The sequence below is a fragment of the Arthrobacter sp. OV608 genome, from assembly GCA_900110595.1.
Taxonomy (GTDB): domain Bacteria; phylum Actinomycetota; class Actinomycetes; order Actinomycetales; family Micrococcaceae; genus Arthrobacter.
On the sequence record FOEZ01000005.1, the window covers coordinates 40,570 to 65,361 of the forward strand.

Annotated in this window: 20 protein-coding genes and 1 pseudogene; 5 read left to right on the forward strand and 16 right to left on the reverse strand. The window is 64.1% G+C overall.

What is annotated here, in order from left to right:
- Positions 1-121: 121 nt before the first annotated feature.
- Positions 122-1,015 (forward strand): DUF4862 family protein, encoded by an 894-nt coding sequence (locus BMX78_RS08395; protein ID WP_091418597.1) that lies wholly within the window; start codon positions 122-124, stop codon positions 1,013-1,015.
- 63 nt (positions 1,016-1,078) lie between these two features.
- Here BMX78_RS08395 and BMX78_RS08400 read toward each other — a convergent pair whose 3' ends face one another.
- Positions 1,079-2,197, reverse strand: coding sequence for an exo-alpha-sialidase (locus BMX78_RS08400; protein ID WP_286138870.1), 1,119 nt, complete (start codon positions 2,195-2,197; stop codon positions 1,079-1,081).
- Between the two features lie 968 nt (positions 2,198-3,165).
- Between BMX78_RS08400 and BMX78_RS08405 the strand changes: the two genes are divergently transcribed.
- Positions 3,166-3,879: an HNH endonuclease family protein gene (locus BMX78_RS08405; RefSeq protein ID WP_286138871.1), complete on the forward strand. Its 714-nt coding sequence runs from the start codon at positions 3,166-3,168 to the stop codon at positions 3,877-3,879.
- A gap of 23 nt (positions 3,880-3,902) precedes the next feature.
- Here BMX78_RS08405 and BMX78_RS08410 read toward each other — a convergent pair whose 3' ends face one another.
- Positions 3,903-5,048: an alpha/beta hydrolase family protein gene (locus BMX78_RS08410; protein WP_170850746.1), complete on the reverse strand. Its 1,146-nt coding sequence runs from the start codon at positions 5,046-5,048 to the stop codon at positions 3,903-3,905.
- A gap of 72 nt (positions 5,049-5,120) precedes the next feature.
- On the opposite strand from BMX78_RS08410, the gene BMX78_RS08415 reads away from it, so the two are divergent.
- On the forward strand, positions 5,121-5,630 hold the full coding sequence (locus BMX78_RS08415) for an HAD domain-containing protein (RefSeq protein WP_139204907.1): 510 nt from the start codon (positions 5,121-5,123) through the stop codon (positions 5,628-5,630).
- Positions 5,631-5,682: 52 nt separating this feature from the next.
- On the opposite strand, the gene BMX78_RS08420 is transcribed toward BMX78_RS08415, so the two are convergent.
- The 8 genes and pseudogenes from BMX78_RS08420 to BMX78_RS23855 form a co-directional block, all read right to left on the reverse strand.
- Positions 5,683-6,717 carry an AAA family ATPase gene (locus tag BMX78_RS08420; RefSeq protein ID WP_091418602.1) on the reverse strand — a complete coding sequence of 345 codons (1,035 nt, stop codon included), beginning with the start codon at positions 6,715-6,717 and terminating at the stop codon, positions 5,683-5,685.
- A gap of 742 nt (positions 6,718-7,459) precedes the next feature.
- The gene (locus BMX78_RS08425) at positions 7,460-8,083 is read right to left on the reverse strand and encodes a hypothetical protein (protein ID WP_139204908.1); all 624 of its coding nucleotides are present in this window, start codon (positions 8,081-8,083) and stop codon (positions 7,460-7,462) included.
- Positions 8,084-8,106: 23 nt separating this feature from the next.
- Complete coding sequence (locus BMX78_RS08430; protein ID WP_091418606.1) at positions 8,107-8,442, reverse strand: PadR family transcriptional regulator; 336 nt, start codon at positions 8,440-8,442, stop codon at positions 8,107-8,109.
- A 42-nt stretch (positions 8,443-8,484) separates the two neighbouring features.
- A complete protein-coding gene (locus tag BMX78_RS08435) occupies positions 8,485-8,979 on the reverse strand; it encodes a DUF2199 domain-containing protein (protein WP_139204909.1) in 495 nt (164 codons plus the stop codon).
- Between the two features lie 184 nt (positions 8,980-9,163).
- Positions 9,164-11,305, reverse strand: a complete 2,142-nt coding sequence (locus tag BMX78_RS08440; RefSeq protein ID WP_091418609.1) for an amylo-alpha-1,6-glucosidase — start codon at positions 11,303-11,305, stop codon at positions 9,164-9,166.
- Positions 11,306-11,536: 231 nt separating this feature from the next.
- On the reverse strand, positions 11,537-12,517 hold the full coding sequence (locus tag BMX78_RS08445) for an aldo/keto reductase (RefSeq protein ID WP_091418611.1): 981 nt from the start codon (positions 12,515-12,517) through the stop codon (positions 11,537-11,539).
- 24 nt (positions 12,518-12,541) lie between these two features.
- The gene (locus BMX78_RS08450; RefSeq protein WP_091418613.1) at positions 12,542-13,309 is read right to left on the reverse strand and encodes an SDR family NAD(P)-dependent oxidoreductase; all 768 of its coding nucleotides are present in this window, start codon (positions 13,307-13,309) and stop codon (positions 12,542-12,544) included.
- Positions 13,310-13,432: 123 nt separating this feature from the next.
- Positions 13,433-14,400 (reverse strand): annotated as a pseudogene (locus BMX78_RS23855) (helix-turn-helix transcriptional regulator).
- Between the two features lie 998 nt (positions 14,401-15,398).
- Between BMX78_RS23855 and BMX78_RS08465 the strand changes: the two are divergent.
- Positions 15,399-16,049, forward strand: coding sequence for a lytic transglycosylase domain-containing protein (locus BMX78_RS08465; RefSeq protein WP_502686282.1), 651 nt, complete (start codon positions 15,399-15,401; stop codon positions 16,047-16,049).
- On the opposite strand, the gene BMX78_RS08470 is transcribed toward BMX78_RS08465, so the two are convergent.
- The 4 genes from BMX78_RS08470 to BMX78_RS08485 all read right to left on the reverse strand — a co-directional run bounded on the left by BMX78_RS08470 (position 16,036) and on the right by BMX78_RS08485 (position 20,830).
- Positions 16,036-17,115: a tartrate dehydrogenase gene (locus BMX78_RS08470; RefSeq protein WP_091418614.1), complete on the reverse strand. Its 1,080-nt coding sequence runs from the start codon at positions 17,113-17,115 to the stop codon at positions 16,036-16,038. The two genes, BMX78_RS08465 and BMX78_RS08470, sit on opposite strands and share 14 nt — an antisense overlap.
- Positions 17,116-17,150: 35 nt before the next feature.
- Entirely contained in the window at positions 17,151-18,098 is a 948-nt protein-coding gene (locus BMX78_RS08475; RefSeq protein ID WP_091418616.1) for a phosphoglycerate dehydrogenase, read from the reverse strand.
- A 98-nt stretch (positions 18,099-18,196) separates the two neighbouring features.
- Positions 18,197-19,570, reverse strand: coding sequence for a cation:dicarboxylate symporter family transporter (locus tag BMX78_RS08480; RefSeq protein WP_211482561.1), 1,374 nt, complete (start codon positions 19,568-19,570; stop codon positions 18,197-18,199).
- Between the two features lie 93 nt (positions 19,571-19,663).
- On the reverse strand, positions 19,664-20,830 hold the full coding sequence (locus BMX78_RS08485; RefSeq protein WP_050055404.1) for a mandelate racemase/muconate lactonizing enzyme family protein: 1,167 nt from the start codon (positions 20,828-20,830) through the stop codon (positions 19,664-19,666).
- 222 nt (positions 20,831-21,052) lie between these two features.
- Here BMX78_RS08485 and BMX78_RS08490 point away from each other — a divergent pair, with 222 nt between their 5' ends.
- Positions 21,053-21,754, forward strand: a complete 702-nt coding sequence (locus BMX78_RS08490) for a GntR family transcriptional regulator (RefSeq protein WP_091418618.1) — start codon at positions 21,053-21,055, stop codon at positions 21,752-21,754.
- Between the two features lie 204 nt (positions 21,755-21,958).
- Here the strand turns inward: BMX78_RS08490 and BMX78_RS08495 are convergent, their stop codons facing one another.
- Both BMX78_RS08495 and BMX78_RS08500 read right to left on the reverse strand, forming a co-directional pair.
- Positions 21,959-23,248 carry a D-arabinono-1,4-lactone oxidase gene (locus tag BMX78_RS08495; RefSeq protein WP_091418620.1) on the reverse strand — a complete coding sequence of 430 codons (1,290 nt, stop codon included), beginning with the start codon at positions 23,246-23,248 and terminating at the stop codon, positions 21,959-21,961.
- 28 nt (positions 23,249-23,276) lie between these two features.
- On the reverse strand, positions 23,277-24,788 hold the full coding sequence (locus tag BMX78_RS08500) for an aminobutyraldehyde dehydrogenase (protein WP_286138872.1): 1,512 nt from the start codon (positions 24,786-24,788) through the stop codon (positions 23,277-23,279).
- Positions 24,789-24,792: the final 4 nt, after the last annotated feature.

Here is a 24,792-nt window from a genome sequence, read left to right on the forward strand (position 1 = left end):
CGGGGGTCAAGTGCCGGTGCATCACATGCCGCGGCTATTGAAGAAAGCGCCCTCGCTTTTCTCCCGGCGCCGCCTTCGTGCGCCCGGTATCGCAGCCGGCCGTCTTCAAAGGAGTTCAACAATGTCCCTGATCGTGGGTGCGTATCCCGCCGTGCCGGAAGCGCCGCAGCAACAGCAGTTTTACGCAGGGCTCGGGCGCATCGCCTCCATCCGGGGCCTGGAACTCCCTTACGGGCAGTCCGGCGGCAGTGCCTGGCCCGCCGGCGCCCCGGAAGACTGGTCCGCGGTGGTGACCGCCATTCCTGGAACCATGCAGCGCCTCAACCAGGACAAGACGTTCGGCCTTGCTTCCACCGACAGCCAGGGCCGGTGGAGGGCGCTGAACTTTGTCTCAGGACTGCGCGATTACGTCCTTCAACTGGCGGGGGAGGGGCACCCTGTGGAGGCGGTGGAACTGCACTCCGCCCCGCACGGGAGCGCCTCCGCCAAGGCCCTCGAGGAGTCCTTCAAGGAACTGCTCGACTGGGATTGGGGCGGTACCCCTCTGCTGATCGAGCATTGCGATGCTCCCCGCCCGGGAAGCAAACCCGAGAAGGGATTCCTGACCTTCACCGAGGAAGTGGATGTTATCCGTTCCGTCCGGGAGCAGGGGTGGGAACAGACCGGAATCATTGTGAACTGGGCCCGGTCCGTCATTGAAACGCGGAACCCGGACACCGCGGTTGACCACCTGTGCCAGGCCCGGGACGCCGGCGTCCTGGCCGGATTGATGTTCTCCGGCTGCTCACCCACGGACACCGAGTTTGGGTACCCATGGATCGACGCCCACCTTCCCGCCACTGAGGTGGCCGGAGCCCCACCGAGCTCACTGCTGAACGTCGGCGAAATCCAACGCTGCCTCCACGCCGCTGGCCCGGTTTCCCTGACCGGCTTCAAGATTGGGCTATCCCGGCACGGGCTCTCTGCCGAGGAGCGTGTCGCCCGGCTGCAGCAGATGTGCGGCCTGATCGAGTAGGCACTGGCGCCCGGCCTGCCAAGGCTCTGTCGCAGCAGCCGGTTTCGGCCATCCCTCGGCCATTTATGGTGAGGACGCGTCCTGGACGCTGACCGCTCCCGTGGCGACGTCGAAGCTGAAGACCCGGGACCATTGGTGGAAGGACCCGTTCTGCCTTGCCTCGACGGTGTAGGTGACGTCGAATACGGTTCGCTCTGCGTCCTCTTCGGTAACTGTGTAGGCGGGCGTGAAGTAAAGGGCCTGCGCACCCGGGGAAAGGTCGGTTGCGGGGAAGGCGCCGGCGCCTGGGCCGGTAAGCCGTACCCCGGAAACAGGATTGGCCCCGTCGTTCCGTGCCCGTCCGGTGAAAGCAATGATGTCCCCGGCTTTGTAGCCTGCCAGGACTGGGCCGTAATTCAGGTCCTGGGCCTCGCGGGTGCCAAGGACCTGGACTTTGTCCGCTGAGTAGCCCTGGCCAATCTCCTTCCAGGTCCCGGCGCCCCAGCCGCTCCCGTCCGCGGCCAGGACATGGGACTCGCCGGCGTCCTGCCACACTTCGGGCAGGCCCGGCGTTATCGACCGGATCTCCATGTCAAAGGCAAGACCGTGCCCCGCCGGAGCCACCGGATGCGCCCCACCGTCACCTGCCGCCGGTGTCCGCACGGCAAGCTGATCGCTCAGCTGGCCAGCAGGGACGGAGACAAAAACGATCTCCCGGTATCCCTGCCGCTCGTAAAGGACGCCAATGTTGCCGTCCGGCAGGCGCGTGGCGGTCGAATACGCGGAACTGTCCGGGCACAGGACCAGCTTCGCCGGCCACGTCGCCCCATTGTCGGGGGAGAGGCTCAGCACCGTGTTCCGCCGCAGATTGGTGTCGTGGTTGTTCGTGGCCAGGAGCCACGTATCTGTGGCAGGCGTGGCCAGCTGCGGGACGGAGGGCAGTCCGTCGAACCGGGCAAGGGAGCCGTTGTCGCTGGGGTCCGGCAGGTCCTCGACGGGAACCAGTGAGCTCCAGCTGTGCCCGCCGTCGTTCGAGAAGGCGGCGAGCCGCCGCGGAGTGGCGCGGCTGTGCAGGAGCAGGCGCCCGTCAGCCAGCGCGGCCACTTTGTTCTCGTTGGGCGCGGCGCCGCCGGGCGCCGCATCAATAAGTTCTCCCAGGGTCCAGTTGTCCCCGTGGTCATGACTGTAGGCCGAAGCCGCCATGATCCTGCCGCCGCGGAGCACAACGAACTGCTGGACCAGGCGGCCCCGGTAGGGTCCCGTGTGGATCTGGATACCCTGCCCGGCGGCTGCGAAAATTCCGTAATCTCCCGGGCGGCCGACCTGCTGCCCTTCAATTGGGCCGTGATCCGCCGGTGCTGCCAGGTCGCGCCGTCGTCGTCGGAAAAGCTGAGGTCGCAGTGCTGGATGAAGTCGTCGTCCGGGTCCAGCCCGGTAGTTGATTCAAAGAAGCCGGCCCGTGTCCCCGCGGCGTGGAAGAGGAAGATCCGGCCCGTTTCTGCATCCACCAGCAGGCTTGGATCCCCGTAACCGTCCAACCCGGACCCAGTCCGCACCACTTGCTGCGCGCCCCAGGTCTTCCCGTTGTCGAGGCTCCGGCGCACCAGCAGATCGATGGGGCTGGGCAGGTCGTCGAGGTTCGGCCGGCCATCGTATGCCGCCAACAGCGTACCCCGACCGGTAACCGCCAGGGCCGGGATGCGGTACTGCCGGTACCCTGCATATCCCCGGACGGCCAGGACCCGCTCAATAGAAGGGTCGGCGGCTGCAATCGAAGCAGTTACGTAGGATGTCACATCTTCACTCTACCCAGCTCTGGCTTTGTAACAGCCGATGGTGCAAGCACAGTGTCGAAACCCAAGGGACAGATAGGCGCAGGGCTACTTGCAGTTTCCCGGCAGTAGTGTTCCTCGCTCTCCAGTATTGGTCCCATGACGAGGGAAAAACTCATCGGTACTGGGCCCAAAGTCAGATTGGCTACGGCGCGTTGAGTAAGCGTGGCGTTTCCCGTGAGGGCCATGGTTTGAACAGTGAGCAGCCAATGGCACCTACGCGGCCTTCCGCAGAGTACTAAAAGGACGCGGACGTGTGGCAGGCACCACGTACTGAGTTACCTATGGCAGGTGGTGGTCGAAGCTAGCGTGGAACAACGCCCTATAACCAGAAGGACCATGAAGACCACCTGTTCTCCCGCCAAATTCCTGACCGTTGCCACCGCGATGATGCTGGCGGGGTCATTAGTAGGTTGCGACGCCGCAGCTAACGCCCTTGAGGATATCGACCGTGCTCCAGGCATCGGCGCCTCGAGCACGGTAGATCCGGCAACTGCCGCCAACGCCCTCGGCCAGCTCAACAGCATTCCGGTTAAGGGTCGCGCGCCAAAGACCGGTTACACGCGCGATGAGTTTGGACCGGCTTGGGCAGACACGGACCGCAACGGCTGCGACACCCGCAACGACATCCTCACCCGAGACTTGACCGACGAGACGTTCAAGCCCGGCACCAACAACTGCGTAGTCATGACTGGAACCCTGGCCGATAAGTACACCGGCACCACGATTACCTTCACGCGCGGGCAGGACACCAGCTCAGACGTCCAGATCGACCACATCGTCGCCCTTAGCGATGCCTGGCAAAAGGGCGCCCAGCAGCTCAACACTGACCAGCGCAAGGAACTCGCCAACGACCCGCTGAATCTCATGGCCGCCGACGGCCCCACCAACAGCGCCAAAGGCGATAAAGACGCGGCAACGTGGCTTCCGCCGAACAAAGCATTCCGATGCGAATACGTCGCCCGCCAAACTGCCGTTAAGGCCAAATACGGTCTATGGGTCACTCAAGCCGAGCACGACGCCATCGCGACAATACTGCAGGGCTGCGATTGATTGCTGCCGGCACTCCCAGCCGCCTAAACCGGTTTATACGCACGGCGCTGGCCGCACTGTTGCAGCCAGTGCTCCACTGACCTCTCCCACAGTCCGGGGTCGGTGTTCCATTCCTGGGTGTGCCGGCCGGCAGGGAACCGGACAAGTGTCACGTTGTCCGGGTGGAGTGCGGCGTACTTGGCGCTGACGCTGATCGGTGTGCTCGTGTCGGCGTTGCTGTGCAGGACGAGAACCGGGACTTCGGGCTTCATGGAGGTGAAGTCGAGGTCATTGAGTTTCAGGGGTTGGTTCAGCCCGGCCAGCCAGTACAGGGGGCCGCGGAGGATCCACAATGCCGTTCCGGACAGAAATACGGGAAGTCGTGCCGCCGCCGTGTTGAAGGACAGAGTGCTGTTCCAGTCCAGGACGGGAGCGGTGAGGACAAGTCCGTCGATGCGATCCTTCTGCGGTGACGTGTGCGCCGCAGCCAGGGCCATGGCGGCCCCCATTGACCAGCCGGAAAGGATGATGGAGTCCGCTCCGTGACTGGCGGCGTAGTCGATGGCTGCATGGACGTCGTCGACCTCAGTGTGACCGAGGTGGTGTTTGCCGTCGGTAGTGGCCGGAGCATCACCGTCACCGGCAAAGGAGATCAGCAGTTGGGTGTATCCGAGTCGGTGGAATAGCGGGGCGGTCCGAACGCCGGTGGCGCGTCGGCCGCCCAGACCATGGATGTGGATGACCCATCGCCGCGAGTCATCGCCAGGGACAAGCCATGCCGGCGCCGGCCCCGGTAGCCAAACTTCACTGCTGGGCAATCCTGCCTCCTCAGGTGTCGGGTACGTGTACCCGGACCAGTAACCTGAGGTGCCTGGCTCCAGAACACCGGAGTAGACCTTCTCCAGAGCACGGGTGACCGTGCCTGCCGCCGGTTGACGGGAGAGGATGCGGCCGATCCTCGCATGGCCTGCCCGGTTCTCCCAGTAGAGGCTGAAAACGCCGGGGGAGAGGGTGTCCTCGTCTGCGTGCAAGGTCACTGTTGCGTCGTCTGCTGCCAGGATGCGGATCCGCTCGGGCCGTTCACCTGCAGGGGTGATGAGAGCGCGTGCGATATGGAGGGAAGCGCCCGCTGCAGCAGAAACGATGACTGCCGCGGCGGTGCCGGCCAGGAGAAGTGCAGCTTTGGTCACGCTGACACTGTAGCGGCGGGGCGGGCACGGGTGTGTGTAGTCAGCAGTATGCCGACCATGTAGCTTGCTCGTATGAAGCCGATCATCCTTCTCGACATCGACGGAGTGCTGAACCCGAAGGTCCGCCCCAGTGACAGCGACAGCCGGGGCCCGCAACTGTCGGATGGGAAAGTGGCGCTCGTGCGGCGGCTCGCTACCAAGGGCCGGCTCGCCTGGGTATCGACCTCACCCACTGATGTCGTGGCCGGGCTGGAGGAGCAGCTGCAGCTCGAAGTGGAGCCGCTGCGCGTGCCCCTGGCGATGAAGGAGAGTGACGTTGACGAGCCAACTCCGAAGCTCCGGTCCGTCGCACGGTGGCTGGACCGGATGGACGCCGCGGGGGAGGCCGACTGGGACGCGGTCGTATGGATTGACGACGTCCTCGGGCCGGACGTGCACGAATGGGCCCACAACTACGCCAAGCCAGTCCTTCTGGAGAAGCCGAGCCCTGACCAGGGGCTGGTGGAGGCGCATGTCGTGGCAGTCCAGGTCTTCATTGATGACCAAGGGGGTTGGAGGTCAGGACGCCGTGCGCTGACATAGGCGTGGGGCGAGGTACTCCGCCACCATTCGCCTGACAGCCGCCGCGGATCCGTCAGACCAGCCAGCGCCACCAGCGTGGCTGCTCCGGTTCCGGCGTCGGTTCTGGTTCCGGCTCCTCGCCCAAGGCCAGCGCCGCCTCGACAATGTCGTCGGCGGTGAGCGTCATGACGGCCTCACGATCGAGCGCATCGAGACTTTGGTCCTTGTCGAGGGACAGCCGCAGCGCCTGGCGGTTGAGCGCCTGCTCGAACAGCGTGCGCGCGAACCGTGCGTTGCCGGAGTCCTCGCCTGCGTGGAGACCGGTGAAGATGCGGCGCAGCACCTGGTCGGCACCCGGCTCCAGTATGTACTCGTGCTGAGCCAGCATCTGCTGGAAGATCGTCTGGAGTGCGTCGACGGAGTAGTCGGGGAATGTAATCTCGCGGGCGAACCGGGAGCGCAGCCCGGGGTTCGAAAGCAAGAAGGACTCCATCAGCCGCGGGTACCCGGCCACGATCACGACCAGGCGGTGACGGTGGTCCTCCATCCGCTTGAGCAGAACCTCGATCGCCTCGGGGCCGAAGTCCATCCGGCCGTCCTCCGGGGACAGCGCGTAGGCCTCGTCGATGAACAGGACGCCGTCCAGCGCTCGCCGGATCACCCGGTCCGTCTTGATGGCGGTCGCTCCGACGTACTGCCCCACCAGGCCCGAGCGGTCGACTTCGACCAGATGGCCTTTCTGCAGCAGACCAACCGCGCGGTACATCTCGGCCAGGAGCCGCGCCACGGTGGTCTTGCCCGTGCCCGGGTTTCCGAGGAACACCAGATGCTGTGATGTGGCCACCTCAGGCAGGCCGTGCGCCTTACGGCGGGCCTGGACCTGGAGCAGTGCAACGAGGGCCCGCACCTGTTCCTTCACGGTCTCCAGTCCGACCAGCGCATCGAGGTCGGCCTGCACTTCGGACAGCGGCCGGGCCGGCCCGGGCCGCGCGCCGATGAGATCGCCGACCAGGTCGTCGACACGCTCCGATGTGGGCAGCTTGAGCTGATCGGCCAGGTGTCCGATTGTTTCGCGCAGGTCATCGAGCGGATGACGGCTGGGAGCCATGCATCCACTGTAGTACTCGATTCCCAGCCCGGGGTGGGGTTGGCCTCACCAGTATCAACTCCCTCCTGGCCCTAGGCCAGGGCACGCACTCCCTCGCCGCGATCCTGTCAGCGCCCGGGAACGGCATGGAGGGATGACGGCTCCTGGATCTCGCCTGGAGTCTTCTATAGGTCCTGCTCGAGAAACGGGGCCTGCCCGATGATGACCAGGCCTGGACCAGATGGCACCCAGTTATGTCTAAGCCGCCCTTTCATCCGAGCTCTGGACCTCCACACTCTGGACTGCGCGTCTGACTTCGGCTGGCGGACGGCTTCGGGCTTTGACCAGAACAATCAGCATTGTCAGGATAGTAACCGTCCAGGCAATCGCGGCGAGGAACACCAGGCCGATTGCTACTAAGGGGTGCATGCCGAAAGTCTAGGACCGTGCCGCTTTGATTCCCGGACACAACTCGCATCATCAGAGCCGGAATTTGCCCAAGCAGGGACCAATGCTGGTGGAAAGGCGTGAGGGCACGAAAAAGGTGCGCCCCGTTCGCTGAGCGCACCCTTTTCGATTCCCCTCGCAGCCAAATCCCCATCCGACTGCATCCATAATAAGCATGCTTAGGATTGAATTGGCAAGCCCCGAGTACCCGGGTAAAAGCATGCCAGGGGACGTAGGCGACCGTCCCGTGGCCGAGAGTCAGCCGGGGAGATCGGCGAACGTCCACGGGGAGCAGTCCTGGCACATCGGGAGACCCCTACCCTGCGGCGTCGAGAGGCCGCCCGCCTTCATCAAGGGGTACGCCCCGCTCGTCGACCAGGAAGTCCTCGATGACCATGCCAGTCGTGGTGTCGATGATAACGATGGAGTTGGCTGGCCAACCCGGGTCGGGGACGAGGTTGTAGTCAGCATCCGAAATGAGCGTGCTGTTCTTCGCCCTGTTGAAAGCATCAACAATTTTGCCGGTACGGGTGTTCACGGTCACCGTTTCTTCCGGAAGGCCTTCTGCGCTTCCGTGAACAGGGGTGGAGTTCCACCAACCTTCGTAGCCGCCTATTGGACGATCTGCCACAGGCGTTCGAGCCACCGGCGTCTCATTGGAGTAGCCAGTTTGAAGGCCGACGACGGCGCCGCCGGCCAGGATCGCAGCCGCACCGGCCATGCCCAGTACTCGTTTCATGTTTTCCCCCTTTTTGATGTGCGACAGCAGCATGCCGCCGCGATGAAGCCACTCGTAGGTCCTTGCCGTTGCCGATGAGCACAGAGCTCCGAAAAGCAGCGAACCCGCGGAGATGCCAATGACCGGCCCGTCACGCAGGTCGGCCCGCCACTGTTCCTCGCGAACTTCTCTGAACCGAACCGGGGTCAAGGCCACGGACACAGCGAGGACCGTTTCAGTGAACCTCATGCCCCTTGCCACTTGCCCTCGAGCGTTGCGGGCGAGGGCTTGGCCGCAGTCGTCCGGACCTTGGCCCGATGCGTGTTCACGTAGACCTGTGCCAGTGGGCGGGCTTCAGCCAGCAGCCGGTAGTAGCGCCGGCGCGGCCCCTTGCGATCCTGGGTGGAGTCCCATTCACCCTGGATCCACCCGGCAACTTCGAGTCGATCCAAAATCGGGTAGACAGTGCCGGGTTTCTTGCCGACGTCCTTCACGATCTGCAGCCCCCACACAGTGTCGGCTGACAGCAGGGCATCCAGGACCAGCGCGGTGGCGGGCGTGACACGCCCTAAGTTCTCCATGTGCTAAATCTAGCTATATAGATTTAGAAGTCAGCTGATGTCTCACGGCGGGGAAGCGAGGATGTCGTGCGGCCACTCCAGGGTGAGCACGTCGTTCAGCTCCTGATCCGAGCTGGAGACGCAGTAGGGGGTGTGGTCCGGGTTTAGCACGGCGAGGTTCACGGGGACCTTGTAGAGGCCCCAGGGCTCAATTTTGTTCGCAAGGTAGCCGGTCAGCTTCAGGTCGCTGTACTCGGGCGCATTCCAAACCCTGCAAGCATTCTGGAGGTCTTCGGGGTGAATCGCGATCCAGACTCCGAAGCGTAGTTCGTGCCCGCCCTCAAGCTTGACGGGGAGCAGAGCCCGGACGAACGGGCTGATGTAGGGGATCTGCATAAGTGTGGCCTGGTTGGGGTCCGGGTCGCTCAGCCAGCTGTCCCCGGCGCGGTGTTGTTCGGGGCTATTCAGGACCGGGTCCGGGAGCTGGAAGCGGACGTCCCTGTCGTGCGCAGTTGTAGCCCGCCCGCACATGGCACACGTGTGCTTGTTCTCAATCATTAATCCCCCAAGTCCCAGTTTTAAAGGCGCGTCTACGTGGAGTCGGAACCGGGCGTCCCGCCGTCGGACAGGGAGCAGCGGCACGATAACCCAGCTTCCTCCGCGAGTGAATCTACGGTGACGTCGGCGCGGACTCGACCGCCGTCGTCGTTCGTTGCAGCACCCAAAGGTGGCTTGTAGATGTTTACAGCCCGGCCTGTTTGATCAGCTCTGTCAGCCAGGGGCGGTGGTCGCGATGGAATGCTATGCCTTCGGGCAGCCCCTGCACGGAGGGTTCGGACCCTTTGATATCGATGGTGATCCGGCCTCCGGCCATGGGCGCATTGGTGATGTGGAGGTCGCCGTATGATTCGGGAAGTGCCGGATCCATCCAGAGGCCGCCGCGGGAGATATGGGCGTCGTACCTCATCAGGCTCGTCACGAGCATGATCGGGGTGGTCGCTGCCCAGGCCTGTGGCGAGCAGGCAGTGGGATAGGGGACGGGCTCGGCGACCTGGTCACGGCTGAACCCGCAGAAGAGTTCGGGGAGGCGGCCATCGGTGTAGTCGGCCGCCTCGAACAGGGCGGTGGCGATCCGCTGCGCCTCCTCCACAAAGCCGTAGCGCATGAGCCCGGCGGCAATGATGGCGTTGTCGTGCGGCCAGACCGAGCCGTTGTGGTAGCTGGCGGGATTGTAGGCCCCCATGTCGCTGGAGAGGGTTCGAACGCCCCAGCCGCTGAACATCTCGGGGGACATCAGCCGTTCCGCTACCTGCGGTACCTTGTCCTCGTCCACGATGCCGTGCCACAGGCACTGTCCCATGTTCGATGCGCACGCGTCGACCTGCCGTTTTTCGCCGTCGAGGGCGATGGCGTAGTAGCCGCGCTCAGGCATCCAGAACTCTTCGTTGAACCTCTTCTTCAACTGGGCTGCTTCACCCGTGAGCTGGGCAGCCAAGGCCTCGTCCCCGGCGTCGAACGCCATCCAGGCCCGCGACAAAAAAGCGCTGTAGGCCAGTGCCTGGGCTTCGCAGAGGGCGATGGGGGGTTCGGCAAGCCGGCCGTCCGCGAAGTTGATGCCGTCCCAGGAGTCCTTCCAGCCCTGGTTGATAAGGCCGGAATCGTTGAGTCGCTTGTATTCGACGAACCCGTCGCCGTCTTTGTCGCCATATGACCTGATCCAGTCCAGTGCACGGTCTGCGTGGGGCAGCAGCGCGGCGATGGTGTCCTTGGCAAAGCCCCAACGGCTCACTGAGGCCACGGCCATCACGAACTGGGGAGTGGCGTCGACGCTGCCGTAATAGGCGGATTTTCCACCCAATGCCAGCCCGCCGGACACGCCGAGCCTGACCTCGTGCAGGATTTTCCCGGGTTCCTCCTCGCTCATCGGATCCACCACCGTGCCTTGGCGGTCGGCCAGCGTCTGCAAAGTGCCAAGAGCCAGGGAAGGGTCCACGGGCAGCGCCATTTCGGATGCCCACAGCGCGTCCCGGCCGAAAAGGGTCATGAACCACGGCGCTCCGGCGGCCACGACAATCCGCTCCGGATGTGCAGGATCCTCGATGCGAAGCGCGCCGAGGTCGTCGTAGCTGCGCCGGAGGGTCCGCTCGATGGAGCGGTTTCCGATATGCAGTTTGGGAATCTTTGCCACCCATTCCTGGCGGCGGCGGTCGCTGGGGGACAGCTCACCGCTCAGCGGACGGACGAACGACGCCGGTCGCGCGCCGTTCGTGGTCGGCACCACCGTCAGAAGGGTGCTCCACTGACCGTGCGCTGGGATGACCGCCCGGTACGTCACGCCCTCGGTGGTCACCTCGGCGCCGCCAGCGTTGACGACGACGGCCTTCCGGACGTCCTGCCACGCGCCCCTGATGGTCAGGGAGTCACCCTCCAGGCGGCGGGATTGTGCCCAGTGCCGTTCGACGCGCGCCTCTTTCACTTCAAAAAGATCCGCAAAGTCCGATTCGACAGTGAGCGAGACTCTGCAGTCAGCGGCCTCCGAAGAGTAGTTCCGGATGGTGATTTCCTCACGGATGCCGGCACCAACCTCCCTCAGTCTTTCCACAATCATGGGACTGTCCGCGTAACCGTCCGAACGGGGAACGCGGCCAATGAACAGGGCCCGGTAGGGTTCCTGAGTTGATGCTGTCAACGGCTCCAGGACCTGCCCGTTGACTGCCAGGTTCCAGCGCGACAGGATGCGGGTGTCCTCATGGAAAACGCCGTGCGGATGCTCCGGGTGGATGTCTCCATTCGCGGACGAAATGCAGAAGGAAGGCCCCTCCACCAAAGTGACCGTGCCGGCCCCCACCGGCCCGGCAGCCGTATCGGCATTCCATCCAGCCATCCCGGTCTCCTTTTTGACGGCCAAAGGCAGGGGCGGTGCCCTCCGACTCTGGGCCCGCCGTCGACCGCTGCCTTACTCCAATGCAAACGACGCTACGCCTGCAGGCCTTTGGACGGTAGGAGGCAATAGCGACAGCTGCCTACGGTTTTCGTGTTGGAGTGAGATTGGGATGGCGGTGTGCGTCGACGAGGTTCAGGGGTAGCGGGTGGCTACCGTGTCCTGTCTGAAGGGTCAGGCGTCAATCGAGGCCATGTTGGCGTCGTCGTGCCGGGCTCCGGCTGCGGGTTGGAGTGCGTTGAGGCGTTCGAGTTGGTCTGCGGTGAGTTCGACGCCGTCGGCTGCTGTATTTTCCTCCACACGGGAGACGCGGCGGGTGCCGGGGATGGGGGCGATGTCCTCGCCGCGGGTCAGTAGCCAGGCGAGGGCGGTTTGGGCTGGGGTGGCACCGATTTCCGCGCCGATGCTCTGGACTTCGTCGACGATGCGCAGGTTGCGGGCGAAGTTGTCACCGGTGAAGCGGGGGTTGGTTTTGCGCCAGTCGTCGTCGGCGAAGTCCTCCACTGTGCGGATCTGCCCGGTGAGCAGTCCGTGCCCGAGGGGGGAGTAGGGGACGAAGCCGATGCCCAGTTCGCGCAGCAGCGGCAGGATATCGTCTTCGACGTCGCGGGTCCACAGGGAGTACTCGGTTTGCAGGGCCGTGACGGGCTGCACGGCGTGGGCCCGGCGGATGGTGTCCGGGGAGGCTTCGGACAGGCCGAAGTGCAGTACCTTACCTTCGGTGATCAGGTCCGCGACGGCCCCGGCGGTCTCTTCGATGGGGGTGTTCCGGTCGACCCGGTGCTGGTAGTAGAGGTCGATATGGTCGGTGCCCAGTCGTTTCAGGGACCCCTCGACGGCGGTGCGGATGTTCGCTGCGCTGCTGTCGATCACGCCGGGTCCTCCGCCTGAGTGGGAGACGAGGCCGAACTTCGTGGCGATCTTCACGTGGTCACGGCGTCCCTTGATTGCCTGGCCCACGATTTCCTCGCTCAGGAATGGCCCATAGATCTCCGCTGTGTCGATGTGGGTGACACCGAGTTCGAGTGCACGGTGGATGGTGCGGATCGATTCGGTGTTATCCAGGGCGCCTTCGCTGGTATAAATTCCGGCCATGGTCATGGCGCCGAGGCCGATGCGGGAGACTTCCAGATCCCGGAGGCGTGCGTTTTTCATGCTGTATTTCCCTTCGGTAAATTCTCAGGCTTGGGAGGTGGGCATAGCCCACAGTTCGGCGATGGAGGAGCGGCGGTGACGGGTCACCATGTACGCGACGCTCTCGGCGATATCCTCGGGTTGCAGCTTCTCGGGGATGTTCTTCGCGTCGGAGACGGCGAGGTCGCTTTTGATGGTGTCGTTGTTGTGTGAGATCAGTTCTGTTTCGACGGCGCCGGGCTCGAGTAGGCCGACCCGGACGTGCTTCTTCGTGATCTCCTGGCGGAGCGCTTCGGTGAAGCCGTTCACCCCGAACTTCGTCATGTTGTACGTGGCGAAGTTCGCCCACGCCTGCCGGCCGGCGATCGAGGAGATGTTGACGATGTCCGCGACGCCGCGCAGTTCGTCGTCCGCTGCAGCGAGCAGGTGCGGCAGCGCCGCCTTCGTCATATAGAGCAGACCGTTCTGGTTGACGGCCATCATCCGCTCCCACTCGTCGACCTCCTGATCAACGACCGTTCCGAGCAGCATCAGCCCGGCGTTATTGATCAGGATGTCCAGCCGGCCGAACTGGTTTACCACCTCCGCAACGGCCTGTTCGGCCTGGCTTCGGTCCGTGATGTCGGCCGGAACGGCGTAGGCGGTGCCGCCGGCAGCCTCGATCTCGGCCACGAGTGTGTCCAGGCGGTCCTTCCGGCGGGCGACGACGGCGACCGACGCCCCCTGCTCGGCGAGGGCACGGGCCGTGGCGTCACCGATGCCGCTGCTCGCACCGGTTACCAGGGCAACAGTTCCGATCAGTTTTGCTGTCATTGGTTGCTCTCTTTTCATTGGGGTTTTGGCTGGATTTGGGCAGGCGTCAGCAGAGCCCGTACAACGTGGGTTGCCTGGCTTGCGGGGTTTGTAGTTGCTCTTATGGCGAAGGCGCTGGCATTTTTAGTCAGGTTCCTGTTCGGCCTTTTCCAAGGCCTGGATGGAGGGGCTGTGCCTGGGAGCGGGCGCTTTGGCGGCTTCCTCTTCTGCGTCCGTAGTGCTGGACGGTGCCGCCCAGCTGGCGAGGAATGCCAGCGCGGAGGCGGAGGCGGAGCCGGGCTCGGCGGTGAAGGTGAACAGGGTCTGGCCTTCATCGCCGAGCAGGTGGAGCGTCTCGAACTGCAGGGAAAGGTCCCCTGCCACCTTGTGGTGGAAGCGCTTGGTGCCCGTGGTGTGGATCCGGACGTCGTGACCGGCCCAGAGGGCGGCGAACTGTCCACTGCCGGTGGTGAGCTCGCCGATCAGTTCGTTCAGTGCCCGGTCGTGCGGGTTCCGGCCTGATTCCGAGCGGAGCATGGCTACCGTGGTGGCGGCCACCGCGTTCCAGTCGGGGTACAGGTCGCCGGCGCCCGGATCGAGGAAGAGGTAGCGCGCTTGGTTCGGCAGCCTGCCTGGAAGGCCCGGGCCGAAGGACACGGTGGAGGTGAAAACGTCCGCGTACAGTGCCCGGCCCAGCAGGTTGGTGCGAGCACGTCCGAGCGGCCGTTCTGCACCAGCGCTGCCACCCCGGTCATGCAGTCCAGCAGGCGCAGCACCCCGGAGCGTACCCGTTGCTGGGCTGGTTTCCGCGGGGTCCGGCGGGTGGGGGAGTTGGCGGTCCGGGCCAGGTCCATCAGGTGGGCGTGCTCGGCCTCGTCCAGCTGAAGGGCCGAGGACACGGCTTCGAGGACTGAGTCGGAGGCGCCGCGGAGGCTGCCGCGTTCCAGCCTGGTGTAGTAGTCGGTGCTCACCCCGGCCAGTTGCGCCACTTCCTCACGCCGCAGGCCCGGAACCCGGCGCAGTTCCCCATAGCTGGGGATGCCGGCCTGGTCCGGACTGATCTTCGCGCGGCGCGAGATCAGGAATTCACGGATGTCGTCTTTTCTGTCCACAACCATCACGCTACGCACCCAGGCCAGCCGGTGGCAGTGTCCATCAGACACCCCCACAAGAGGCCTATGTCTGCAGGCATACCGCCGCGGCTGACAAAGGAGCCGCCGTCCCGAAAAGATGTTGCGCTAAGCAGGGCGATTCTCGAAACTCGAGACCAGGCAGCTTTGGGCGCATCCAATATTGGGGGTTGAGTTATCAATGGATATTGAACCGGAAGCCGGCGAACCCGAGGCGGGACCTTGGCAAGCCGAGTCGCTGGAGGGCTTGGTGCGGAGACTGTTGCCGGCAGCACGGCACCGTCCGAACCGGCCCTGGATTGTGGCGGTAGATGGACGGAGCGGGTCAGGCAAGACCACCCTGGTTGAGCGCCTTCTGGCTCAAGTTCCGGATTCAGCCGCCGTCCACACGGACGATGTAGCGTGGCATCTCGCGTTTTTTGACTGGGCTGATGAACTCCGTGACGGCGTCCTCGAACCTCTGGTTAAAGGTGAGGCAGTCCATTATCGTCCGCCGGGCTGGGTGGCCCGAGAACGTCCGGGTGCCATAGCTGTGCCCGCCGGGCGTTCGGTGGTGTGGGTGGAGGGGAGCGGATCATCACGCCGAGCGCTGTCCCACCTCATCGACGCTTCTATCCGGGTGCAGTGTGACAATCTTGAAGCCCGACGGCGCCTCAGGGCTCGAGATGGGCAGGAAGAGGAAGAGCTGCACAGGGAGTGGGAAGAAGAAGAAATTCCCTTCCTACTTGAAGACCGGCCATGGGAGCGGGCTGCAGTGATCGTGGCCGGAAGGCCCGCTTTGCACCACGATCCGAAAACGCAGGTAGTAACCGCGAGGGGCCCGCTAAACCTGGTGTCAACGGTGGGGGTCGTTTGAATGGTTTGATTAGTCGGTGCTCGGTCTCAGACGCCTCGTGGTTCTTGTCCTGTTTGCGGTTTGTGTCACTAGCGCCGCCTTGTTCTGGTTGCTTGGGCAGCGTGGAGCGGACACACGCCATGTCATGTCTCCACCACCGCGAGCCGGCGCTGAGCTCGAAATGCTTTCCTCCGGCATGACCACGGCCGTGAACGTCACCAGAAATCCGGATGCCGGTTGGGTTGTCCGCGCTGCAGGGCAAACCGGGATCCCCGAACGCGCGCTGCGGGCGTACGTTGCCGCGGCGGAGACAGTAGATGCTGCTGCTCCGATGTGCGGGATCGGTTGGAACACCGTGGCGGCCCTCGGTTTCGTTGAGACAGCACATGGGACGTACGGTGGCGGCGGCCTGAACGCTGCGGGGCAGGTGAGTCGTCCGGTGGTGGGACCGGCTCTTGACGGTGCCGGATTCGCCGCGATCGCGGACACGGACGCGGGTGCCCTGGACGGGGATGCCAGCTGGGACCGTGCTGTGGGGCCGATGCAGTTCATTCCTTCCACCTGGCAGCTCGTAGGGCGGGACGGGAACGGGGACGGAACGGCGGATCCCTTTAATATCGACGATGCGGCCCTCAGCGCGGCGACCTATCTGTGTGCCCGCGGCGGTGACCTCACAACCGCGGAAGGGTGGACCGCGGCGATCTATGCCTACAACCAATCTGACGCCTACATTCAACAAGTTCGTGACCAGGCCACGGAATATGCTGCGATGACAGGCGAAATCACGGTGCGGTAAGCGCCGAGGCCACCGCTTTGCCCAGTTCTTCGGTGGTGGCGTTGCCTCCCATGTCGGGTGTGAGGGTTTCGGGTCCGCGGGCGAGCACTGCCTCCATGGCGGTGGTGATGGCGGCGGCTGCTTCGGCTTCGCCCAGGTGATCCAGCATCATCGCGGCGCACCAGATTTGCCCGATGGGGTTGGCGATTCCTTTGCCGGCGATATCGGGGGCGGAGCCGTGGACCGGTTCGAAAAGGCTGGGGAACTTTCGTTCGGGATTGATATTGCCGCTGGGGGCGATGCCGATGGTTCCGGTGCAAGCTGGTCCGAGGTCGGAGAGGATGTCACCAAAGAGGTTGCTGGCCACGACGACGTCGAACCAGTCCGGGTGCATAACGAAGTTCGCCGCGAGGATATCGATGTGGTACTTGTCCACATCGACCTCGGGGTAGGCAGCGGACATGGCCTGCACGCGTTCGTCCCAGTAGGGCATGGTGATGGAGATGCCGTTGCTCTTGGTGGCTGAGGTCAGGTGCTTCCTGGGGCGGCTTTGCGCCAGGTCGAAGGCGTATTTGAGGATGCGGTCCACGCCGGTGCGGGTCATGACGGTTTCCTGGACCACGGTTTCGCGGTCGGTGCCTTCGAAGATTTTCCCGCCAATGCTGGAGTATTCGCCTTCGGTGTTTTCGCGCACGACGTAGAAGTCGACGTCGCCCGGGGCACGGCCGGCCAGGGGGCTGGGCACGCCGGGGAGGAGTTTGACCGGGCGGAGGCTGACGTACTGGTCAAAGTGACGGCGGAACTGCAGGAGACTGCCCCACAACGAGATGTGGTCGGGGACGACGTCAGGCCACCCGACTGCGCCGAAGAAGATGGAGTCGAACTGGTTCAACTGGTCGAACCATCCGTCGGGGAGCATTTTGCCGTGCCGGGTGTAGTAGTCCGCGGAGGCGTAGTCGAAGTTCTCGTATTTGAGGTTGAGGTCAAAGGCTGAGGCTGCGGCGTCCAGGACGCGCAGTCCTTCGGGCACGACTTCGGTGCCGATTCCGTCGCCGGGAATGACTGCGATGCGGTGGGATTTCGACATCAGAGATCCTTCTTTATCTGTTCGCGGTTTTCGGGTCAGCGGTCGGCCGGATGTGCCGGTGCGCGGTTTTCGAGGACATCTATGACCGCCTGCGCGGCTGCCAGGCCGGCCCGGGTCCGAGCCTGAATGGTTTGTCCGGCGAGGTGGGAGGTGATGAGTATGTTGTCCAGGCCTCGAAGCGGGCTGTCGCTGGGGAGGGGTTCGCTTTGGAGCACGTCCAGCGCAGCCCCGGCGATGGTGCCGTCCCGAAGTGCCTTGGCCAAGGCACTCTCGTCCACGAGTGAGCCCCGGGCCGTGTTGATGAGGACGGCGGTGGGCTTCATCGCTTCCAGCCGGGTGGCGTCGATGAGCGGGCCGGTGTGCTGGCCTGCCCGCGTGTGCAAGGAGAGGTAGTCAGCGCCGCGGATGACGGTGTCGAGATCGGCGAACTGTATGGCGGTGTTGTCGGGGTCGGGGTGGCGGGTGCTGACCAGGACATTCATGCCCAGTGCGACACCCAGGTTTGCGGTAGCGCGCCCGCTCGGGCCGTAGCCGATGATGCCGAGGGTGGAGCCCCGCAGTTCGTGGCCGGCTTCGCGGGGCCAGTCCCCTTGGCGAACGGCGGTGGTGACCTCGGAGAGGCGGCGCGCCGCCATGATGATCAGTCCGATGGTGAATTCGGCGACTGAGTGGTGGTTGGTCCCGGGAGCGTTGCAGACCCGGATTTCCTGTGCGGTCGCGGCCTGGATGTCGATGGAGTCGTACCCGACCCCGCTGCGGGCGATGACTTTGAGCGTCGCGGCATGTGCGAGCATGTCGGCAGTGACCGGTTCGCTGGCGAGGATGGCGCCGGAGACGCCGTCGAACAGTGCGCGGCGTTCCTCCGGAGTCCGTGGCCCCTGCGAGGGTGAGTAGACCGGTTCCAGACCATGGTCGCGCAGTAACTGGTCCACGGCATCTCCTTCGTGGAGGTAATCAGTGGTGATCAGTATGCGGAGGGCCATGGTGTTGTTCCTCGTCAGGTGGGATGCGGGTAGTTTTTGCGGACGGTGGTCCACGCGGGTCAGGGCCGCCGCGGATTGCGCAGCGGCCCTGACGGTTGTTAGTGGGCGTCGACTTTGTCGGCTTCCACGGGTTCCGGAGTGCGGACCTGATTTTCGTTCTTCTTATTTCCTGCGGCATGCAGGGCCTTCCGGGCCTGCTCGGGGTCGAAGTCCTTTTCCCATTTACCGATGACGACGGCGGCCATCGCGTTTCCGAGGACGTTGATGAACACCCGGCCTTCGTTCAGGAGGCGGTCGATGCCGACGATGAGGGCGAGGGCTGCGAGCGGGATGCCGCCGACGGAGCTGAGGGTGCTGGCCAGGACAATGAACGCGCCGCCGGCGATACCGGCCGTGCCCTTGCTGGTGAGCATCATGACGCCGACCATGACCAGTTGCTGTTCCCAGGAGAGGTCCATGCCGACGGCCTGGGCCAGGAACACTGAGGCCATGGTGAGGTAGACGGCGGATCCATCAAGGTTAAAGGAGAACCCGGAGGGGATGACGATGCCGACGGTGGACTTGCCCACGCCCATGTTTTCGAGTTTCTTGATCAGCTGCGGCAGGACGGCCTCGCTGGAGCAGGTGCTCAGCGCGATCAGGAGTTCGGCCTTGAAGTAGCGCATGACCGTGAAAATGTTCATTCCGCAGGCACGGGCGATCGTGCCGAGGACAACGAGGACATAGACGATGCAGGTGGCGGTGAACAGCAGGACGAGGATGCCCAGTTGCTGCAGGCTTTGGGTGCCGTAGTTCGCCACGACGGCGGCCAGGGCACCGAAGGTGCCGATAGGGGCGAGGCGCATGACCCAGCCGACGATCTTGAAGATCACCACGGAGAGGGCCTGGATGCCTTTGGTGAGGAATTTACCGGATTCTCCGGAGACGTTCATCGCGGCGCCGAACAGGATGGAGACCATGAGGGCGGCGATGATGGTGTGGCCGGTCAGCGCACCGAACAGCGATTCGGGGATGATGTTGTTGACGAATTCGAGGCCGTCGAAACCCTTGCCGGCGGCAGCGGGGACCTTGCTGGCGTCCAGCTTGTCCGGGTCGATGTTCATGCCCGCGCCCGGTTTGAAGACGTTGGCGACCACCAGGCCGATGAGCATGGATACCAGTGACAGGACGATGAAGTAGCCCAGCGCCTTCACTCCGATGCGGCCGGCCTTGCGCAGGCTGTCCATGGATGCGATTCCCAGGGAAACGACGCAGAACACCACAGGGATGACGATCATCTTCACCAGGGCGATGAACCAGTCGCTGAGCGGTGTGAGCTGCTTGCCGACCGAGGGCAGGAGGAAGCCGACGGCGATGCCCAGGACGGCGCCCAGGACGACTTGGAACCAGAGTTCACGCAGCAGGCGCCCGAACCTGGAGCGCTGCCGCGGCGGGGAGGAATGCTGCGGGTTCTTAACAGTGTGGGACGACATCTAGGGTGCTCCTTTGCACGTCAGACTTGGGTGGGAAGAAGGGTGCGGTCCCGGGCAGTGGTGCTGCCCGGGACCGGGCACGAACAGCTGGTCTTACTCGTGCAGCCCGCGCAGGACCTTGTAGAACTCGGCCTTGCCTTCCAGGCCGATACCGGGAAGGTCGCCGGGGGCTACGCGGCTGTTGACGATGACAGCGTCGTCGGTGAAGCCGCCGGTGGGCTGGAACTCACCGGGGTAGGACTCGTTGCCGCCGAGTTTGAGGGCGGCGGCAATGTGCAGGGAGAACTGGTGTCCGCCGTGCGGGATGCAGCGGCGCGAGGACCAGCCGTGCTGGGCGAGCATGTCCTGGATCCGGCGGTATTCGGTAAGGCCGTAACTGAGGGCTGGGTCGACCTGAATGAAGTCGCGGTCCGGGCGCATGCCGCCGTAGCGGATCAGGTTCCGGGCGTCCTGGAGGGAGAACAGGTTCTCTCCGGTGGCGATCGGGTTCCGGTAGTGCTCGGAGAGGGTGGCGTTCAGGGCGTAGTCCAGCGGGTCGCCGACTTCCTCGTACCAGAACAGCCCGTACTGGTCGATCGCCTTGCCGTATTCAAGGGCTGTTTCCAGGTCGAACTTGCCGTTGACGTCGACCATGAGGCGGGAGCCGTCGCCGTCGAGGACCTCGAGGACAGCTTCGATGCGGCGGAGGTCTTCGGCGAGGTCGGCGCCGCCAATCTTCATCTTGACAACGTCATAGCCCTTGGCCAGGAAGCCCCGCATTTCGTTCTGCAGGTCCTCGAGGCTCTTGCCTGGCGCGTAGTAACCGCCGGCGGCGTAGACGAAGACGTCCTTGTCCGGGTTGCCGTCGCCGTAGTGGTCCGAAATCCAGCGGTAGAGCGGCACGCCGGCGATTTTGGCGGCGAGATCGTGCAGGGCCATGTCGGCAACGCCGACGGCGACCGAGCGTTCACCGTGGCCGCCGGGCTTTTCGTTGGACATCATCAGGTCCCACGCCTTCTCCGGCGAGAGGCCGCCGTCGTCATCAAGAAGGTCCTCCGACGGTGCGTCGAGCAGGCGGGGGAGAATGCGCTCTTCCAGGATGGCAGTCGCGTTGTAGCGGCCGTTGGAGTTGAATCCATAGCCGACCAGGGGCTTTCCGTCGACGAAAACATCGCTGACCAGCGCAATGATGGTGCAGTCCATCTTGGTGAAGTCGATGAAGGCATTGCGGATCGACGAGCTGATGGGAATGGTGCCTACATGGGCGGAAACGATTTTCATCTTTGAATCTCTCTTCACTGGGATCTTATTTCTTATAAGACTGAGGGCTAAACGTTGTTCCTCTTAAAGGAGGGAGTGGCGCTGAGCGAATATCTTATAAGACCTTGGCTCAAGCGTAGAGGATCAGTGACGGGCAGCACAAGCTGTCAGCCCGGATTTCTTATAAGATGTTGCACGCGAGGAAGTGGGACGCCACTTCCCCATGAGAGAAGCGGAGCAGCGATGGACACCACCAACGTCTTTTCGAGTAAAGGCAGTCTGGCGTACAGCGAACTTCGCCAACTGATCCTTTCCGGGAGCCTGGCCCCGGGGTCGCGCATCTCCCAATACGAACTCGCTGACAACATGCAAATGAGCATCACGCCCCTGCGCGAAGCGATCCGCCGGCTCTCCAGTGAGGGCCTGATCATCATGGACACCCACCGCGACTCCCGCGTGGCTGACATGAGCGCCGCCGAGGCCCGCGAACTGCTGGAGGTCCGTCTGTCGCTGGAGCCGTCAGCGACCGAACTGGCCGCGTACCGCCGGACCGACGCTGACATTGAGGCCATCCGGATAGCTGCGGAAAAGCTGTTGCCGGTCACCCGGGTCTGGGGCGAGGACGCCATCACGGCCCACCGCGACTTCCACCGCGCCGTCTACACCGCGTCCCACAACACCACGATGATCAAGCTCCTTGATGACCTGTGGGACAAGTCCGACCGCTACCGGCGGATCGGGCTCGAGCTGCCGTCCGGCGATGAGCCCCGGACGATTGACCTGAACCAGCACCACCAGATCCTTGAACTCATCGTTGCCCAGGACGGGGCGCGCGCAGCTGAACTTGCCAGGGTTCACATCGCCCACAGCCTCACAGCTGCAGCGACGGGAGCCTTGGAAGACCGTGAGAACGATCAGGCGCCGACCCTGAACAGGACCGCCTAGTCTCACGCCAACTTTTCCGTTCGCAGAACCTGATGCTGCCGCCTGACCCTTTCCTGCACCTCACGTTTGGAGGCGCACGGATTTCGAGTGTCACTTCGGCACCGCAATCCCGACGTCGGCACCCGGGGTGGGCGCCGACGTCGGGATTGGGAATTTACCCGCTCGCAGTGAAAGGCGGGCATGCCGGCACAGGCTGCGGGAGCGTCAGGCCAGCAAAGCGCGGGTGTGGTCGTTGAGGAACATGCCCCGCGGATCGAACTCGCGCCGGACCTGGATGAAGGTATCCAGCCCGGGGTAGAGGCGCTCCAGCCGGCTCCTGGTCATGAAGTGGATTTTCCCCCAGTGTGCCCGAGGTTCGAACTCCTGCAGGACAGCGTCGGCATCACGAAAGAACTGCCAGTAGTCGGTGCCGGGCTCGGTGGTCAGGGTGACCACTGTGCTGTCGCGTCCCTGGAACTGGGACATGTAGGCGTCGTCAGCTTTCACCCAGCGGACCTCCACGGGGTACTTCTGACTCGGATGTTTGGTCCGGATCAGGTCTTGAACGGCCTCGACGGCGGCCAGGCCGTCCTCGCTGCGGACGAAGTACTCAAGTTCGTGGAACTGGGTGGTGAAGCCGCCGGGATAGATCCGGTACGAGCGGTCCAGCCGGGCACCTTCAATGCCTGAAATCCGGCGTTCGTCCTGGACGTCCACGATGTTGTACTTCTTGGTGTAGCTCCGGCCTCCCATGCCGTAATCCGGCGAACCCGGCAGATCCAGAAGCCCGCACGAGTCATTATCCGGGCACCAGAGGAACGAATAGTGCCGGTTCGAGTCAATGTCGGACTGCCAGGTTCCGGCGGTCTCAGCCCAGGTGGGATAGGTGATCTCCTCCTGCAGGTAGTAGCTGTCCTCGACCGCCAGTTCGACCTCAAGGAAGATGCCCAGGGTGCCCAGGGACACCTGTGCGGCGCGAAGTTCGCGGAGTTGGCCTTCGCCGATTTCCACAATGTCGCCGTAACCGTTGATCAGCTTCACCCAGCGGAGACTGGACGAAAAGCTGCCGAGGTTCTTCCCCGAGCCGTGGGTACTGGTGGCCAGTGCTCCGGCGATCTGCTGCTTGTCGATGTCCCCCTGGTTACCCAAGGCCAGTCCCTGTTCCCACAGGGCGTCACCGAAGGCGTTGATGGTGGTTCCGGCCAAGGCCCTTGCACGACGCCCCGCCGGGTCGGTGCCGGTGATCGCCGACAGGCCGGACATGTCCATCAGCACTCCGCCCGTTTGGACCAGCGGAGAAGACGAGTGCCCCGACCCGACCGCCCGGACAGGCAGCCCCTCGCGGATGGCGAAGCGGACGGCGTCGAGCGCTTCTTGTTCATTCCGCGGCCGCACGGTGAAGGCCGGGGTGGCGCTTTGGTTACCGCCCCAGTTGGTCCAGGTGGCGTCCGTGCTGAAAGGTGCTGTGGGGGTGGCTGCGGCCGGTATTCCCGCTGCGGGGAGGTGCGTGGTCATGGTGATAGCTCCGTTGCTTATCCGGTGGTTATGCGCCGTGGTTGATCATGACGTGCTTGGTGCGCGAGTAATCATCCAGGGCATAGAGCGATAGGTCGCGGCCGTAACCGGATCCCTTGAATCCGCCCCACGGTACCTCGCAGGCCAGGACCAGGTGTGCATTGACCCAGACCGTGCCAAACTCGAGCTGCTTGGGTATCCGCAGAGAGCGGCTGGAATCGCGGGTCCACACCGAGGCGGAAAGGCCGTAGGGGCTTTCGTTGGCACGCCTCACTGCTTCTTCCGTGCTGGCGAACGTCTCCACGGTGACCACCGGCCCGAAAATCTCATGGGTAGCAATGGGTGCCCCGGATGGAACGTTGGTGATGACGGTCGGTTCAATGAAGTATCCCGTGCCTTGCAGTACGGAACCGCCAACGGCCATGGTCAGGCCGGCCGCTTTGGCCTCTTCGAGGGATTCCTTGACGCGCTCGAAGTGGGGGCGGGAGATCATGGGGCCGATTTCCACGTCGTCGCCGGCATCCGGTGCCCCGATGACCAGCGTGCTGACCTCACGCACCAGGTGCTCGGTAAATTCTTCGGCCACCGACTCGTGCACCAGCACGCGGCAGGCGGCACCGCAGTCCTGCCCGGCGTTCCAGAAGCCGGCGTTCCGCACACCGACGGCGGCGGCGCGGAGGTCGGCGTCGGGGAAGACCAGCACAGGGGCCTTGCCACCAAGCTCCAGGTGGACGCGCTTCACAGACCGTGCTGCAGTTTCGGCCACCGCCTGGCCGCTGACAACACTGCCGGTGAGGGCGATCAGGGCGATGTCAGGATGCTCGGAAAGCCGCTGCCCGACGGTCCGGCCACGGCCGGTGACCACATTGAGGATGCCGTCCGGAATGCGTCCGGCCAGAACTTCCGCCAGCTTCAGCGTGGACAACGGGGTTTGCTCGGAGGGCTTGATGACGATGCTGTTGCCGGCGGCGAGGATGGGGGCGATCTTCCACGCCGCCATCAGCAGCGGGTAGTTCCACGGAGTAATGACGCCGACAACCCCCACGGGTTCGCGGAGAATCACGGATGTGTGGTCCGTGGCGTAGTCACCGCCGGCCATGGAGGTCAGGGTGCGTGACGCGCCGGCCATGAAGCGGAAGGTGTCGATGGTGCTGGAGACATCGTCCTCGGACACGGCCTGCGGCTTGCCCGTGTTGGCGGACTCGATGGCCTCGAACGCTTCCCGGTTCTCCTCGATGATGTTCGCGATGAGGTTCAGGACATCCGCGCGTTCCTTCGGGGTGGTGGCACCCCAGGTCTTTTGGGCTGCGACGGCGGCGGCAACAGCGACGTCCACGTCATCGGCCGTGCCGGCCTGCACGGAAGTGATGATGGCTTCGGTGGTGGGATCCACGACCTCTATGGACTCTCCTGAGGAGCCCGGGACGAAGGATCCGTTGATGAAGTGCCCCGCCGGAGGCAGCGGCAGTTGCAGGGGCAGGGTGCGCGCGTCAGCGGGGGAGCGCCGGACGGTGAAGTGTTCAGTCTGGGTGGCAGTCATGATG

Bases quoted from the DNA above. Each gene is read 5' to 3' on its own strand.
- BMX78_RS08395 (WP_091418597.1), top strand. From the start codon at position 122: ATGTCCCTGATCGTGGGTGCGTATCCCGCCGTGCCGGAAGCGCCGCAG.
- BMX78_RS08400 (WP_286138870.1), bottom strand. From the start codon at position 2,197: ATGGCGGCTTCGGCCTACAGTCATGACCACGGGGACAACTGGACCCTG.
- BMX78_RS08405 (WP_286138871.1), top strand. From the start codon at position 3,166: ATGAAGACCACCTGTTCTCCCGCCAAATTCCTGACCGTTGCCACCGCG.
- BMX78_RS08415 (WP_139204907.1), top strand. From the start codon at position 5,121: ATGAAGCCGATCATCCTTCTCGACATCGACGGAGTGCTGAACCCGAAG.
- BMX78_RS08420 (WP_091418602.1), bottom strand. From the start codon at position 6,717: ATGGCTCCCAGCCGTCATCCGCTCGATGACCTGCGCGAAACAATCGGA.
- BMX78_RS08430 (WP_091418606.1), bottom strand. From the start codon at position 8,442: ATGGAGAACTTAGGGCGTGTCACGCCCGCCACCGCGCTGGTCCTGGAT.
- BMX78_RS08435 (WP_139204909.1), bottom strand. From the start codon at position 8,979: ATGATTGAGAACAAGCACACGTGTGCCATGTGCGGGCGGGCTACAACT.
- BMX78_RS08440 (WP_091418609.1), bottom strand. From the start codon at position 11,305: ATGGCTGGATGGAATGCCGATACGGCTGCCGGGCCGGTGGGGGCCGGC.
- BMX78_RS08445 (WP_091418611.1), bottom strand. From the start codon at position 12,517: ATGAAAAACGCACGCCTCCGGGATCTGGAAGTCTCCCGCATCGGCCTC.
- BMX78_RS08450 (WP_091418613.1), bottom strand. From the start codon at position 13,309: ATGACAGCAAAACTGATCGGAACTGTTGCCCTGGTAACCGGTGCGAGC.
- BMX78_RS08465 (WP_502686282.1), top strand. From the start codon at position 15,399: ATGTCTCCACCACCGCGAGCCGGCGCTGAGCTCGAAATGCTTTCCTCC.
- BMX78_RS08470 (WP_091418614.1), bottom strand. From the start codon at position 17,115: ATGTCGAAATCCCACCGCATCGCAGTCATTCCCGGCGACGGAATCGGC.
- BMX78_RS08475 (WP_091418616.1), bottom strand. From the start codon at position 18,098: ATGGCCCTCCGCATACTGATCACCACTGATTACCTCCACGAAGGAGAT.
- BMX78_RS08480 (WP_211482561.1), bottom strand. From the start codon at position 19,570: ATGTCGTCCCACACTGTTAAGAACCCGCAGCATTCCTCCCCGCCGCGG.
- BMX78_RS08485 (WP_050055404.1), bottom strand. From the start codon at position 20,830: ATGAAAATCGTTTCCGCCCATGTAGGCACCATTCCCATCAGCTCGTCG.
- BMX78_RS08490 (WP_091418618.1), top strand. From the start codon at position 21,053: ATGGACACCACCAACGTCTTTTCGAGTAAAGGCAGTCTGGCGTACAGC.
- BMX78_RS08495 (WP_091418620.1), bottom strand. From the start codon at position 23,248: ATGACCACGCACCTCCCCGCAGCGGGAATACCGGCCGCAGCCACCCCC.
- BMX78_RS08500 (WP_286138872.1), bottom strand. From the start codon at position 24,788: ATGACTGCCACCCAGACTGAACACTTCACCGTCCGGCGCTCCCCCGCT.